General features: G+C 73.4%; 12 protein-coding genes. 10 read left to right on the top strand and 2 right to left on the bottom strand.

Going from position 1 to position 13,610, the window contains the following annotated elements; all coding sequences use genetic code 11:
- Positions 1–57 precede the first annotated feature (57 nt).
- The 10 genes from ABT123_RS31010 to ABT123_RS30965 all read left to right on the top strand — a co-directional run bounded on the left by ABT123_RS31010 (position 58) and on the right by ABT123_RS30965 (position 12,368).
- Positions 58–696 carry an NUDIX domain-containing protein gene (locus ABT123_RS31010; protein WP_351320705.1) on the top strand — a complete coding sequence of 213 codons (639 nt, stop codon included), beginning with the start codon at positions 58–60 and terminating at the stop codon, positions 694–696.
- A gap of 157 nt (positions 697–853) precedes the next feature.
- Positions 854–2,833 (top strand): tetratricopeptide repeat protein, encoded by a 1,980-nt coding sequence (locus tag ABT123_RS31005; RefSeq protein WP_351320703.1) that lies wholly within the window; start codon positions 854–856, stop codon positions 2,831–2,833.
- Positions 2,834–2,977: 144 nt separating this feature from the next.
- Entirely contained in the window at positions 2,978–4,093 is a 1,116-nt protein-coding gene (ald, locus tag ABT123_RS31000) for an alanine dehydrogenase (protein WP_351320737.1), read from the top strand.
- A gap of 385 nt (positions 4,094–4,478) precedes the next feature.
- The gene (locus ABT123_RS30995; protein ID WP_351320701.1) at positions 4,479–5,594 is read left to right on the top strand and encodes a ParA family protein; all 1,116 of its coding nucleotides are present in this window, start codon (positions 4,479–4,481) and stop codon (positions 5,592–5,594) included.
- Entirely contained in the window at positions 5,579–6,079 is a 501-nt protein-coding gene (locus ABT123_RS30990) for a hypothetical protein (RefSeq protein ID WP_351320699.1), read from the top strand. The genes ABT123_RS30995 and ABT123_RS30990 overlap by 16 nt, the downstream gene beginning before the upstream one ends.
- Positions 6,080–7,121: 1,042 nt before the next feature.
- Positions 7,122–8,501 carry a segregation and condensation protein A gene (locus ABT123_RS30985; RefSeq protein WP_351320735.1) on the top strand — a complete coding sequence of 460 codons (1,380 nt, stop codon included), beginning with the start codon at positions 7,122–7,124 and terminating at the stop codon, positions 8,499–8,501.
- Positions 8,498–9,112, top strand: coding sequence for an SMC-Scp complex subunit ScpB (scpB, locus tag ABT123_RS30980; protein ID WP_351320697.1), 615 nt, complete (start codon positions 8,498–8,500; stop codon positions 9,110–9,112). The genes ABT123_RS30985 and scpB overlap by 4 nt, the downstream gene beginning before the upstream one ends.
- Positions 9,112–10,407 carry a pseudouridine synthase gene (locus tag ABT123_RS30975; RefSeq protein ID WP_351320695.1) on the top strand — a complete coding sequence of 432 codons (1,296 nt, stop codon included), beginning with the start codon at positions 9,112–9,114 and terminating at the stop codon, positions 10,405–10,407. The genes scpB and ABT123_RS30975 overlap by 1 nt, the downstream gene beginning before the upstream one ends.
- Positions 10,408–10,617: 210 nt before the next feature.
- Positions 10,618–11,352 carry an NUDIX hydrolase gene (locus tag ABT123_RS30970; RefSeq protein ID WP_351320693.1) on the top strand — a complete coding sequence of 245 codons (735 nt, stop codon included), beginning with the start codon at positions 10,618–10,620 and terminating at the stop codon, positions 11,350–11,352.
- Entirely contained in the window at positions 11,349–12,368 is a 1,020-nt protein-coding gene (locus tag ABT123_RS30965; protein ID WP_351320691.1) for an ADP-ribosylglycohydrolase family protein, read from the top strand. Before ABT123_RS30970 ends, ABT123_RS30965 begins: the two co-directional genes overlap by 4 nt.
- Before the next feature lie 10 nt (positions 12,369–12,378).
- On the opposite strand, the gene ABT123_RS30960 is transcribed toward ABT123_RS30965, so the two are convergent.
- Together ABT123_RS30960 and ABT123_RS30955 are read right to left on the bottom strand one after the other, a co-directional pair.
- Positions 12,379–13,059: a nucleotidyltransferase domain-containing protein gene (locus tag ABT123_RS30960; RefSeq protein ID WP_351320689.1), complete on the bottom strand. Its 681-nt coding sequence runs from the start codon at positions 13,057–13,059 to the stop codon at positions 12,379–12,381.
- A gap of 28 nt (positions 13,060–13,087) precedes the next feature.
- Positions 13,088–13,513 (bottom strand): Rieske (2Fe-2S) protein, encoded by a 426-nt coding sequence (locus ABT123_RS30955; RefSeq protein WP_351320687.1) that lies wholly within the window; start codon positions 13,511–13,513, stop codon positions 13,088–13,090.
- Positions 13,514–13,610 lie beyond the last annotated feature (97 nt).

Here is a 13,610-nt window from a genome sequence, read left to right as displayed (position 1 = left end):
GCCGGGGTGCGGATCATCCGTACCCCGGCTGTCGCGTTTCAACGGGAGGGTTCGGCCATGCAGATCAAGGACGCCGCGGAGAACTGGGAGGTCGTCTCGGCCGAGCGGCCCTTCCAGGGGCGCAAGACCGCGGTCGCCTCGGACGAGGTGCGCATGCCGGACGGGTCGGCGGCCCGCCGGGACTACCAGGTGCACCCCGGTTCGGTGTGCGTGCTCGCCCTGGACGAGCAGGACCGGGTCCTGGTGCTGCGCCAGTACCGGCACCCGGTGCGGCACCGGCTGTGGGAGCTGCCGGCCGGGCTGCTCGACGTACCGGGGGAGAACCCGCTGCACGCGGCCCAGCGCGAGCTCTATGAAGAGGCGCACATCAAGGCCGAGGACTGGCGGGTGCTCGTCGACTTCTTCCCCTCGCCCGGCGGCTCGGACGAGGCGGTGCGCGTCTTCCTGGCGCGGGACCTCGCCGAGGCGGAGGGGGAGCGGTACGAGGTCTCCGAGGAGGAGGCCGATATGGAGCTGGCCCGGCTGCCGCTGCCGGAGCTGGTGCGGGGGGTGCTGGCCGGGGAGCTCGGCAACGCCGCGCTGGTGACCGGGGTGCTGGCGCTGTCCGCCGCGCTGTCCGACGCGCCGTCTGTCGGGGGACTGGACGCGCTCCGGCCGGCCCAGGCCCCTTGGCCGGCCCGGCCCTACCCGGCGTAACGGCCGGCCGGCCGGACGGCGATTCACAGGGCGAAGCTCCGGTATGAAAATCTGCTGATCCGATCAGGTGACTGCACGCCACGCTCTACACAGACCGTCGCTCTCCGTGAACTACGCTCGGGATCTCCGCAGGGTCGGGCACGGAAAGGAGCGGGCTGTGACGGAATTCGTCGGGCGGCGACGCGAGCTCAAGGAGCTGCGCGAGGACATCGCCCGGACCGGGCTCGACACCCTCTCCGGCCGCAAGGACAAGTCCCCCCGCGCCCGGGTGCTGCTGATCGCCGGACGGCCCGGATCCGGACGGACCGCGCTCGCCGAGCAGTTCGTACGGGAGGTCGCCGGCCAGTACCCCGACGGGGTGCTCCGGGCCCGCCTCACCGCGCCCGGCGGCACGGCGGTGAGCACCGAGCGCACCGTACGGGACCTGCTGGAGGGGCTCGGGCGGCGCACCCCGCCGGGCGCCGGGGCCGATGAGCTCGGGGCCGCCCTGAACGAGGCCCTCGCCGGGCGGAAGGCGATCGTCCTGCTCGACGACGCCCGGGACGCCCTCCAGGTGGACCCGCTCCTTCCCGACGTCCGCGAATGCCTGGTCGTGGTCACCTCCGAAGGGCCGCTGACCGGCATTCCGGATGTCCGCCCCTGCACCCTCGGCGGGCTGGACACCCCCGCCGCCATCGCCCTGCTCAGCCGGCGGATCGGGGACATCCGGGTCACCGTCGACCCGCGTGCCGCCGAGACGCTCGCCGAGGTGTGCGGCGGCCAGCCCGCCGCGCTGGTGCTGGTCGGCGGCTGGCTCGCCGCCCGCCCCAAGGCCTCGGTCTCCGACCTCGCCAAACAGCTCCACGACACCCCCGTCGGCTCCGGCGGGCCGCTGGCCCGCGCATTCCGCTTGGTCTACGGGTCACTGCCGCAGCCGGCCCAGCGCACCCTGCGGCTGCTGCCGCTCGCCCCCGCCGGCCTGGTGGACTCGCACACCGCCTCCGCCCTGGCCGGCTGCTCGGTCGCCGCGGCCCAGGCCACGCTGGAGGACTTCGCCGGGCTGGGCCTGGTCCGGCCGGACACCGACGGCCTGTTCCTGCTGCCCGGCTGCCTCAGCCCCCTGCTGCGCCCGCTGCTGGAGACCAAGGAGCGCGCGGCCGAGGTGCAGCTGGCCCGGGCCCGGATGCTGGAGCGGACCGTACGGCTGCTGCACTCCTGCCTGGCCATGGCCGAGACCGACGAGGAACAGGTCCGGGAGCTGCTGGACGGGCTGCCCCGCGCCCTCCGCTTCCCCGACGTCCGGGCGTCCGCCCGCTGGCTGGACTCCCGGCTGCCGGCCCTGACCGCCTCCGCCCAGCTGGCCGTCGCGGACGGCGAGCTGGACACCCTGGCACGCCGGCTGATCGCCGCGCTGGTCCGGGCACTGGCCGCACACCGCGGCACCGATGCCGCCGCCCCGGAGCTGTACGGGCTGCACCGGCTGGTCCTGGACGTGGCCGAGCGGCGCCGGCTGCACCGCGAGAAGGCCGCGGCCCTGCTGAACCTGGCCGACCTGGACGCCGAGACCGGCCGGACCACCGAGGCGCTGGAGCGGTACCGGGCCGCACTGGACGCGGGCCGGGCCGCGAATGACCCGTACGCGACCGGCCGGGCGATGGAATCCGTAGGCGGTGCGCACCTGGAGCTGGGGGACTGGCACCGGGCCGCCGACTGGTTCGGCCGGGCCCTGTCCCAGTCGCTCGCCCGGGGGGAGCGGTCCGACGAGGCGCGGCTGTACGGCCGGCTCGGCAATGTGCACACCCTGGCGGGGCGGTACGGGGACGCGCTGCGCAGCTGGCGGGCGGCGGCGGCCGGGTACCGGAAACTCGCCGATGTGCCGGGACAGGCAAAGGCGTTGAGCGAGATGGCCCGGGTCCAGGAGTACGCCGGGCGGCCCGAGGAATCGCTGCACACCTGCCGGGAGGCGGTGGAGCTGGCCCGCCGGGCCGGGGACCTGCGGTTGCAGGCGGCTCTGCAGGTCCGGCTGGCCGACACCCTGGACCGGCTGGGAGACCCGGCAGCGGCCCGGCTGCACCGCGGCGCAGCAGATCGTTTGCTGGCAGAGGAGCCCAGCCAGGCCGTTACCTACGAAATCCGCAGCAGTTCTGGCGAAGATTAATAGTTTGCAAGGCTAGACACGCGTTAATCCTTCATTAAACTGGGTTCACCACGTCATCCCGTGGTGCATCCCGTTGCGCTCTCTTGTGAACGGGTATGTATGGCATTGCCCCGTTATCCCCTGAGCCAAGGACGCGTGATCGACGTGAAGGTCGGTATCCCCCGCGAGGTCAAGAACAACGAGTTCCGGGTGGCCATCACCCCCGCCGGCGTGCACGAGCTCGTCCGCAACGGCCACCAGGTCTTCATCGAGCAGAACGCCGGTGTGGGTTCCTCGATCACCGATGCCGAGTACGTCTCCGCCGGCGCCGAGATCCTCGGTACCGCGGACGAGGTCTGGGCCACCGCCGACCTGCTGCTCAAGGTCAAGGAGCCCATCGCCGAGGAGTACCACCGCCTCCGCAAGGACCAGACCCTCTTCACCTACCTGCACCTGGCGGCCTCCCGCGAGTGCACGGACGCCCTGCTGGAGTCCGGCACCACCGCCATCGCGTACGAGACGGTCGAGCTCGCCAACCGCGCGCTCCCGCTGCTCGCCCCGATGTCCGAGGTCGCGGGCCGGCTGGCCCCGCAGGTCGGCGCCTACCACCTGATGCGCTCGGCCGGCGGCCGTGGCGTGCTCCCGGGCGGTGTCCCCGGCACCCACGCCGGCGAGTGCGTGGTCATCGGCGGCGGCGTCTCCGGCTGGAACGCGGCGCAGATCGCCATCGGCATGGGCTTCCACGTGACCCTGCTCGACCGCGACATCAACAAGCTCCGCGAGGCCGACAAGATCTTCGGCACGAAGATCAAGACGATCGTTTCCAACGCCTTCGAGCTGGAGAAGGCCGTCGTCGAGGCCGACCTCGTCATCGGCGCGGTGCTGATCCCGGGTGCGAAGGCCCCGAAGCTGGTCACCAACGAGCTCGTCGCCAAGATGAAGCCCGGAAGTGTCCTTGTCGACATTGCGATCGACCAGGGCGGCTGCTTCGAGGACTCCCGCGCGACCACCCACGCCGAGCCGACCTTCCAGGTCCACAACTCGGTCTTCTACTGCGTCGCCAACATGCCGGGTGCGGTGCCGAACACCTCCACCTACGCGCTGACCAACGCGACCCTGCCCTACATCGTGCAGCTCGCGAACCTGGGCTGGGTCGAGGCGCTGCGCCGTGACCCCGCGCTGGGGCTGGGCCTCAACACCCATGACGGCCAGGTCGTTTACGGCCCGGTCGCCGAGGCCCACGGCCTCGAGACGGTCGAGCTGCACACGCTGCTCGGCTGATCGGACGGCATTCCGTCAACGACTGACGTCAATCTCACGTATCCGGCCGGACCTTGCCCGCAAGGTCCGGCCGGACGCGCGTGGTGGCGGCCCGAACGGGCCGCTCAACTCGCCTCGAACGTAACCCTTTAACCGTTTCGCGCACCCGCGAAACTTCGCAGCGACGGCTCGTACGCTCTTGACAGAGCGGTGTTCGGTTGCCGACACATCGTGCCGGGTCCGGCGGATTGTGTTGCTGCGGAGCGCTGACACGCCATAGAGTCCACAACCGTCGGCATGGTGCCACGCTGACCTATCGATAAGTGTCCTGGTCACGTCCAAGGAGGTAAGACGACTTGTGAATGAGTCGACATTTGCTCCCGGGGGTGGTCATGCAGGGTCATCGGTGCCGGCTCAGAGCCCGGCCGGGCTCGAAGCTGTCGGCTCCGTCGCAGTCCGCACCTTCGCAAACCACCAGCACATGACGACGCCCCCGAAGAGCATGGACGGCCTAGACGTGAACTCCATGGCCGGCGACCTGAGCGGCCGAGGGCCCACCGGTTTCGCCGACTACAACAACGAGGTGCCCGACGGGCACTTCTACGACCCCGACGCCGAGTACGAGCCGGACCCCGAGTACGCGGCCACGCTCGCCCCCGACGCTGCCCGGCAGCGCCGCGAGCGGATCGGCCCGACCGGACGGCCGCTGCCGTACTTCCCGATCCCGGGTCCGCTGACCGACCACGGTCCGGCGAAGATCATCGCGATGTGCAACCAGAAGGGCGGCGTCGGCAAGACCACGTCGACCATCAACCTGGGTGCGGCGCTTGCCGAGTACGGCCGCCGGGTGCTGCTCGTCGACTTCGATCCGCAGGGCGCGCTGTCGGTCGGCCTCGGCGTGAACCCGATGGAACTCGACCTGACGGTCTACAACCTGCTCATGGAGCGGGGCATGTCGGCCGACGAGGTGCTGCTCAAGACGGCGGTCCCGAACATGGACCTGCTGCCGAGCAACATCGACCTCTCCGCTGCGGAAGTGCAGTTGGTGAGCGAGGTCGCGCGCGAGTCCACGTTGCAGCGGGCGCTGAAGCCGCTGCTGGCCGACTACGACTACATCGTGATCGACTGTCAGCCCTCGCTGGGCCTGCTGACCGTGAACGCCCTGACGGCGGCTCACAAGGTCATCGTGCCGCTGGAATGCGAGTTCTTCGCGCTGCGCGGTGTCGCGCTGTTGACGGAGACCATCGAGAAGGTCCAGGAACGCCTCAACCCGGAGCTGGAGCTCGACGGCATCCTGGCGACGATGTACGACTCCCGCACGGTGCACAGCCGTGAGGTGCTGGCGCGAGTCGTCGAGGCTTTCGACGACCACGTCTACCACACGGTCATCGGCCGGACGGTGCGGTTCCCGGAGACCACGGTCGCGGGCGAGCCGATCACGACGTACGCGTCCAACTCCGTCGGCGCCGCCGCCTACCGCCAGCTGGCCAGGGAGGTGCTCGCCCGGTGTCACGCCGAGTGAGTCTGCCCGGAGCCGACGAACTGTTCCGTACGACCGGGGGGATGGCGCTCCAGTCGTCCTCACCGCGCCGAGGCGCGGAGGACGCGCCGGAGCAACCCCCGACTTCGCCGGCGGCAGCGGACCCGGTGGCGCCGGCTGCTCCTCCGCCACCGGCGGCTGCGGTGCCGGTGGACCCGGTGGTGGGTGCTCAGCGCCGGCCGCAGGAAGGTTCCGGCCCGGCGGCGGGGGGCGCGCCCCGGCGCGGCAAGGGGCGCGGAGCCAACCGCCGCCCCAGCGGCCGTGAGCGTCACGACGAGAAGATCACGGTGTACGTCTCCGCCGAGGAGCTGATGGACCTGGAGCACGCGCGCCTGGTGCTCCGCGGCGAGCACGGCCTGGCAGTGGACCGCGGCCGAATCGTCCGCGAGGCGGTCGCGGTCGTCCTCGCGGACCTGGAATCCCGCGGCGACGCCAGCATCCTGGTCCGCCGCCTCCGAGGCCGCTAACCCCCACCCCCGCCGGCCCTACCGCGCCCCGTCCCCGGCGCCCCGCCCGGTTCGCCGCGCAGCCGCCCAGGCCGCCTGCCGAGCCCTCGGTCCCGGACGCCCCGCTCCCGGCCCGACTGCCTGCCGGTTTTCTGGGCCCCACCCGGCCCGCTGGCGCTGGCCGCCTGCCGAGCCGCCCCGCTCCCGGCTACCGGACCCGACTGCCCAGTCGGCCCCGGCGGCCTGCCGGCCTTCCGGCACCGGAGCCCCGCCCGGCTGCCTGCAGGGTTCCTGGGCCCACCCGGCCCGCTGGCGCTGGCCCGCCTGCCGGCCCCCGACTGCCCAGTCGGCCCTGGCCGTCTGCTGGATTCCAGGCCCTGGAGCTCCGCCCGACGCGCTGCCCCGGCAACCTGCTGGGTTCCCGGCACCGGCCGCCCCGCTACCGTCCCGTCGGCCCCGACTGCCCAGCCGGCCCTGGCGGCCTGCCTGTCTTCAGGTCCCGGAGCCGCGGTCGGTTCGCCGCCCGGCCGCCTGCCGGGTTCCCGACGGCGGAGCCCTTCCTGGCCCGCTGGCGCTGGCCGCCTGCCATCCCCGACTGCCCAACCGGCCCTGGCCGCCTGCCGGGGGCCCGGCCCAGGAGCAACGGGCCGGGGCCCACACGGCCCGCCGCCCCGGCAGCCTGCGGGGTTCCCGGTCGGCCGCGTAGCTGCCCCGCTGGGCTCGCCTGGTCTGCGCCGCGCCATATGGGGCGGAGCCCCCGGTCGGTCCCGCGGTCTTATGCGGACCCCTGCCGGGCCCGCCTGCGGGCGGCAGCCCGCCCTGCCTGCTCGGGCAGCGGCCTGCCGGCCCCCCCGCCGGGCCTGCCCGGTCTGCGGCCACTGCCGTTGCGCCCGGGCCGCTCCTCGGCTCCGTCCAGCCCCGCCGGGGGCCGTAGGCCGCCTGGGTTCGCCCCGCCGGTCGGTGTGTCCGGTTGGGTGGGGTTGGGCCGGTAGTCTGCCCGGGTGTATGGCGCCTGGTCGGGCGCCGCTCGCCGTTTCGCCCGCTCCCGCACTCTGGACCCGTGATGCCCCCGAAGGACCCCGTAAGCCCCGCCGCCCGGCGCCGCCTGGGCCGCGGCCCGGGGGTGCCGGAGGCTGCGCCGGACCGGCTGGAGGATCTCCCCGACCCCGCCCCTTCCCGAAACCGGGGGGAGTCCCCCGGACCCCCCGCTGCCGGGGGCGAGGCCCCCGAACATCCCGACGCTGCCCGGAGCGAAGGCGCCGCCGTGCCGGCGCCGGACGCTGCCCGGGGCGAGAGTGCCGCTGTGCCCCCGGCCCCTGCCGTGCAGGGCGAGGGCGGCGTGCCGGCTCCGCCCGTCGGGCCGGGCGCAGCCCGCGGCGAGGGCGCTGCTGCGCCCACTGGCGCGGGCGCCGCAACCGCCGGGCCTGGCGCGGCCCGCGGCGAGGGTGCCGCTGAGCCCCCGGCCCCTGCCGTACAGGGCGAGGGTGCCGGTACGGCTACCGCGCCTGCCGCGCCTGCCGCGCCTGCTGGGCCTGCTGGGCCCGGTGCGCCCGCCGAGCCTGGCGCAGCCCGTGGCGAGGGCGCTGGGGCGGCTGCCGCAACCGCCGGGCCGGCTGCGCCCGCCGGGCCCGGTGAGGTCGGGGATGGGCGGTTTACGGTTAGGTTGGTCAACTTTGAGGGGCCGTTCGATCTGTTGCTGCAGCTCATCTCGCGGCACAAGCTCGATGTCACCGAGGTCGCCCTCTCCAAGGTCACCGACGAGTTCATGGCGCACATCCGCGCCATGGGCCCCGACTGGGACCTCGACCAGACCACCGAGTTCCTCGTCGTCGCCGCCACCCTGCTCGACCTGAAGGCCGCCCGGCTGCTCCCCGCCGCCGAGGTCGAGGACGAGGCCGACCTCGCCCTCCTCGAGGCCCGGGACTTGCTCTTCGCCCGGCTGCTCCAGTACCGCGCGTACAAACGGATCGCCGAGATCTTCGAGGAGCGGGCCGAGGCCGAGGGCCGGCGGTACCCCCGGACCGTGGGGCTGGAGCCCCACCACGCCGACCTGCTGCCCGAGGTCGTCATCAGCATCGGCGCCGAGGGGTTCGCGCGGCTCGCCGTCAAGGCCATGCAGCCCAAGGCCAAGCCCCAGGTGTACGTGGACCACATCCACGCCCCCCTGGTCAGCGTCCGCGAGCAGGCCGAGGTGGTCGTACGGATGCTCCGCGCCCGCGGCGAGGCGACCTTCGCCGAGCTGACCGAGGACGCGCCGGACACCCTCACCGTGGTGGCGCGGTTCCTCGCCCTGCTGGAGCTCTACCGGGAGAAGGCCGTGGTCCTCGACCAGGAGGAGGCCCTGCAGGCGCTCACGGTGCGCTGGAGCGGCATGGACGGCGCCGCAGCTGCGGACGCGGTGACCGGCGAGTTCGACGAGTTCGATGTGGAGGTGGCTCTGTGACGGCGGACGGGTTGAAACCGGCCCTCGAGGCCGTTCTGATGGTGGTGGACGAGCCCGCCACCGAGGCGCACCTCGCCAAGGTGCTCGACCGGAGCCCCCGCGAGGTCGCGGCGGCGCTCCGCGAGCTCGCGGACGAGTACGACGTCCAGCGCCGGGGCTTCGAGCTGCGGCTTGTCGCCGGCGGCTGGCGGTACTACACGCGCGCGGAGTACGCCCCGGCGGTGGAGGCCTTCGTCCTGGACGGGCAGCAGGCCCGGCTCACCCAGGCCGCACTGGAGACCCTCGCGGTGGTGGCGTACCGCCAGCCGGTGAGCCGCAGCCGGGTCTCCGCGGTGCGCGGAGTGAACTGCGACGGCGTGATGCGGACCCTCCTCCAGCGCGGTCTGGTGGAGGAGGCGGGGACGGAACCCGAAACAGGTGCGATCCTGTACAGGACGACGAACTACTTTCTGGAGCGGATGGGCCTGCGAGGCCTGGACGAGCTCCCGGAGCTCGCGCCCTTCCTCCCCGAGGCGGACGCGATCGAAGCCGAGACGCAAGAAGGTGTGCCGTCGTTCGATCCGGACGCACCGGACACTGATGTAGACGACGACAAGACGACGGACATTTGATGCGAAGCAACGGCAACGGCGGCGGCAACAGGAACAGCGGCGGCGGCGGTGGTGGCGGACGCGGTGGCTCCCGCGGCGCCGGCTCCGGCTCCGGCGGTGGTGGCTACCGCGGCGGGAACTCCTCCGGTGGAGGCGGCTACCGCGGTGGCGGCAGCTCCGGCGGCGGCGGTGGCTACCGCGGCGGCTCCTCCTCCGGCGGCGGCTACCAGGGCGGCGGCTCCGGCTCGCGCGACCGGGACCGCGACCGCGACCAGGCGCCCCAGCGCCCCCGCAACCCCCGTCCCGAGGAGCGTCGCTACGACGTGGGCCCCGAGGGCGAGCGCAGTGGCCGCTCCGGCCCCAAGGCCGGCGGCGGCGGTGCCCGTGGGGCAGCCGCGCGCGGCGGCGCCAAGGGCGGTCCGAAGACCTCCAAGACCCCCGGCATCGGCGGGGCCGGCGGCCCGCGCCGCGGCCCGGGCAGCCGCAGCGGCCAGTCCCGTCCCCGCGAGCTGGACGCGCGGATCGAGGAGCGGGTGCGCGACCGGTACGCCGACAAGCCCGTGATCAAGACCCCGAAGACCTTCCCGGGCGCCGAGCAGGAGGGTGAGCGCCTGCAGAAGGTGCTCGCCCGGGCCGGCATGGGCTCGCGCCGCGCGTGCGAGGAGCTCATCGAGCAGGCCCGCGTCGAGGTCAACGGCGAGATCGTGCTGGAGCAGGGCAAGCGCGTCCAGCCGAAGGACGAGATCAAGGTGGACGGCCTGACCGTCGCCACCCAGTCGTACCTGTTCTTCGCGCTGAACAAGCCGGCCGGCGTGGTCTCCACCATGGAGGACCCGGACGGCCGCCAGTGCCTGGGCGACTACGTCACCAACCGCGAGACGCGGCTCTTCCACGTCGGCCGGCTCGACACCGAGACCGAGGGCATCATCCTCCTCACCAACCACGGTGAGCTGGCCCACCGCCTCACGCACCCGAAGTACGGCGTGAAGAAGACCTACGTCGCCGCGATCACCGGCCCGCTGCCGCGGGACATCGGCAAGCGCCTCAAGGACGGCATCGAGCTGGAGGACGGCTACGCCCGTGCCGACCACTTCCGCGTCGTCGACCAGGTCGGCAAGAACTACCTGGTCGAGGTGACCCTCCACGAGGGCCGCAAGCACATCGTGCGCCGGATGCTGGCCGAGGCCGGCTTCCCGGTCGAGAAGCTGGTCCGGACCTCCTTCGGCCCGATCGAGCTCGGCGACCAGAAGTCGGGCTGGCTGCGCCGCCTGACCAACACCGAGGTCGGCATGCTGATGGGCGAGGTCGGCCTGTAGTGCCGTAGCTCTTCCCCTGCCGGATCCCGCGAAGCCCGCGGCGCCCTCGAGGCGCCGCGGGCTTCTGCCTTGTCCGGGGCTGCGTTCTCTGTTTATAGTCTTCCTGACCATAAAGGGGGTGCCGGCTAGGGCTGGTGGACCTGGGCCCACGGGGGTGGACCAGGAACCGCCAACGCCCTGCCGGTGCGCCGAGCTGCTTCCGGAGTGCCGATGAACCCCGTGCCCGCGTACGACCCCGCCGCCTTCGAGCCGTTCGCGGTGACCGTCGACCTGGCCGTGTTCACCGTGCGCGGCGGCGCCCTGCACGTGCTGCTGATCCGGCGCGGGCAGCAGCCGTACGAAGGAGCCTGGGCGCTGCCCGGCGGCTTCGTGCTGCCCCGGGAGTCCGCCGAGGCCGCGGCCCGGCGGGAGCTCGCCGAGGAGACCGGGCTGGCGGACGCCGTGGTGGCCGGGCTGCACCTGGAGCAGCTGCGCACCTACAGCGAGCCGGACCGGGACCCGAGGATGCGGGTGGTCTCGGTGGCCTTCACCGCGCTGGTGCCGGACATGCCGGAGCCGGCCGCGGAGGGCGGCGGGGACGCGGCACAGGCCCGCTGGGTGCCGGTGGGCGAGGCCGCGGACCTGGCCTTCGACCACGCCGTGATCCTGGCGGATGCCCGCTCCCGGATCGGCGCCAAGCTCGAGTACACCTGCCTGGCCACCGCCTTCTGCCCGCCCGAGTTCACCCTGGGCGAGCTCCAGGCCGTCTACGAGACCGTCTGGTCCACCCCGCTCGACCGGCCGAACTTCCGCCGCAAGGTGCTCGCCACGCCGGGCTTCGTCGAGCCCGTGCCGGGCGCGGCCCGGCTGACCGGCGGCCGGGGCAAGCCCGCCGCGCTCTACAAGGCCGGCTCTGCCACCGCCCTCCACCCACCGCTGCTCCGCCCGGAAGGAAACCCGAGATGACCACCCCGACCAAGCGCGCCGCGACCGGCGCCCTCATCGGCCTGGCGCTGGGCGACGCGCTCGGCTTCCCGACCGAGTTCCACGACGTCCCGTCGATCCTGGCCAAGTGCGGCCCCTGGCGGGAGATGCGGCTGCCGCGCCCGGCGATCGTCACCGACGACACGCAGATGACCCTGGCCCTGGCACGGGGCATCCGGACGGCTCTGGACCACGGCCGGATCGCTCCGCTCCGGCTGGCCGGGCCGGTTCGGGAGGAGTTCGTCGACTGGTACCACTCCCCGGAGAACAACCGGGCGCCCGGCAACACCTGCCTGCGGGCGTGCAGTCTGCTGAACGACCCGGAGCGGGACTGGCGGGACGCCAGCCAGACCGGCTCCAAGGGGTGCGGGGCGAACATGCGGGTGGTGCCGGTGGGCCTGGTGCCGGGCTGGACCGAGGACGAGCGGGCGGGCGCGGCCCAGCTCCAGTCGGCGCTGACCCACGGTCACCCGACGGCGCTGGCGGCCTCCGACCTCACGGCGCACGCCGTGTTCCTGCTCGCGCAGGGCGTGGAGGTGACCGGCCTGGTCGGCCGGCTGCGCTCGTACGCCCTGCGGCAGCGCACCCGCTACCACGAGCTGTGGCTGGGCGACCTGTGGATGCACACCGCCTCCGACGCCTCCCCGGAGTCCTTTATCGCCCGCGGCTGGGACGACTGCCTGGCCGTCCTGGACCGGCTGGCGGCGGCCCTGCGCGCCCCGGCCCCGGAACTGGACCCCTGCCTGGCCACGGGCGAGGGCTGGATCGCCGAGGAAGCCCTGGCCACCGCCCTGCACTGCTTCCTGCTCTTCCCGCAGGACCCGCTGACGGCACTGCGCCGGGCCGCCTGCACGGCGGGCGACTCGGACTCGATCGCCTGCCTGACCGGCGCCTTCGCCGGAGCCCACCTGGGCGCGGACATCTGGCCCCGCGACTGGGAGGGCCGCATCGAGTACCGGGACGAACTCCTGGCGTTCGGCGCGCTCTGGGACGCCTGAGCCCGGCCGGTCAGAGCGCCGAGCTGCGGCGGGTGCGGAGGAGGAAGTCCGCCACGCGGGCGTGGTCCGGGGTTTCGGGGAGGGGGGTGAGGGTGAGGGCCGCTTCGGTTTCGGTGGTCAGGCGGGTCATCCAGGCGTCGACCTCCTGCCAGCTGCGTTCGCCGCGCCGGACGGCCAGCAGGGCCTCGCGGTGCGGGCCCGCGTCGATCGTCAGACGGCCGGTGCGGAGCAGGTCGCGGCAGGAGATCAGCAGGCGGAGCAGGTGCATCGCGTGCTTCCAGCGCGGGGCGCCGTGGATGCGGACGTCGGCTTCCAGCTTGCCGCGCTGAGCGAGGGCGTAGCGGGTGAAGGAGATGTGGGCGCGGCGGGAGAGGAACGCCTCGCGGAGGGAGAGGAGTTCCTCGCCCACCGGGGTCAGCCGGTCCACCAGCGGGGAGTGCAGGCACTCCAGGATGTTCGGGTTGGCCTTCAGGGCCAGCTCGAGGAAGCGTTCCAGCTCCCAGGAGAACTGTTCCGGCAGGGGGCCCTCGACATGGGTGGGGGGCTTCTCGAAGCTCCAGAACAGCGGCGTCGGGGCGAGGTAGACACCGCGCCGGTCGGTGTCGCTCGCCTCCGTCGCCAGTCCGAACGCCCGCGAACCCATCACGCATGCGTAGACCGTGTGGTCCGTTATGAGCGTCTGATCGTTCATCGGGGGAGCGTAGGCCGAGGGGCGCGGGCTACGCGAGCGTGATTTTGTCGCCCGAGACCGTGATCTTGCGCGCCGGCAGCGGCCGGGTGGCCGGGCCGTGCGCCACGGCGCCGTCCGTCACCTTGAACTTGCTGCCGTGGCAGGGGCAGTCGATGGTGCCGTTCGCGACCTTGGCGACCGTGCAGCCCTGGTGCGTGCAGATCGCCGAGAAGGCCTTGAAGGTGCCCGCCTCGGGCTGGGTGACGACCACCTTCTCCTCCTTGAAGATGGTGCCGCCGCCCACCGGGACATCCGCCGTCGTGGTCAGCGGCATCCCGCCGGACGGGGGCGCCGCGGGCTCGGTGCCGAGTGCGGGCTGCTTCGCCTCGCCGCAGGCGGTGAGCGCACCGCCCGCCAGGGCGGCGGCGCCCGCCGCGAGAACCGTGCGGCGGGCCGTGCGCGTGGGGTCGCTCATCGGGATCTCCTCGGTCGTGTCCGAAGTGGCGTGTCCGGAGGTGGCGTGTCCGGAAGTGGCGAGGAGCATCCTGGCCTGGGGCGGGCCGCGGGGGACT

The sequence above is a fragment of the Streptomyces sp. NPDC002054 genome (genome assembly GCF_040296685.1).
In the GTDB taxonomy this organism is placed as follows: Bacteria; Actinomycetota; Actinomycetes; order Streptomycetales; family Streptomycetaceae; genus Streptomyces.
Note: the sequence above shows the minus strand (reverse complement) of the source record. Positions and strands in the feature narration are given on the sequence as shown.

Coding starts and splice junctions, on each gene's coding strand:
- ABT123_RS31010 (WP_351320705.1), top strand. CDS start 58: ATGCAGATCAAGGACGCCGCGGAGAACTGGGAGGTCGTCTCGGCCGAG.
- ABT123_RS30985 (WP_351320735.1), top strand. CDS start 7,122: ATGCCCCCGAAGGACCCCGTAAGCCCCGCCGCCCGGCGCCGCCTGGGC.
- ABT123_RS30975 (WP_351320695.1), top strand. CDS start 9,112: ATGCGAAGCAACGGCAACGGCGGCGGCAACAGGAACAGCGGCGGCGGC.
- ABT123_RS30970 (WP_351320693.1), top strand. CDS start 10,618: ATGAACCCCGTGCCCGCGTACGACCCCGCCGCCTTCGAGCCGTTCGCG.
- ABT123_RS30965 (WP_351320691.1), top strand. CDS start 11,349: ATGACCACCCCGACCAAGCGCGCCGCGACCGGCGCCCTCATCGGCCTG.
- ABT123_RS30960 (WP_351320689.1), bottom strand. CDS start 13,059: ATGAACGATCAGACGCTCATAACGGACCACACGGTCTACGCATGCGTG.
- ABT123_RS30955 (WP_351320687.1), bottom strand. CDS start 13,513: ATGAGCGACCCCACGCGCACGGCCCGCCGCACGGTTCTCGCGGCGGGC.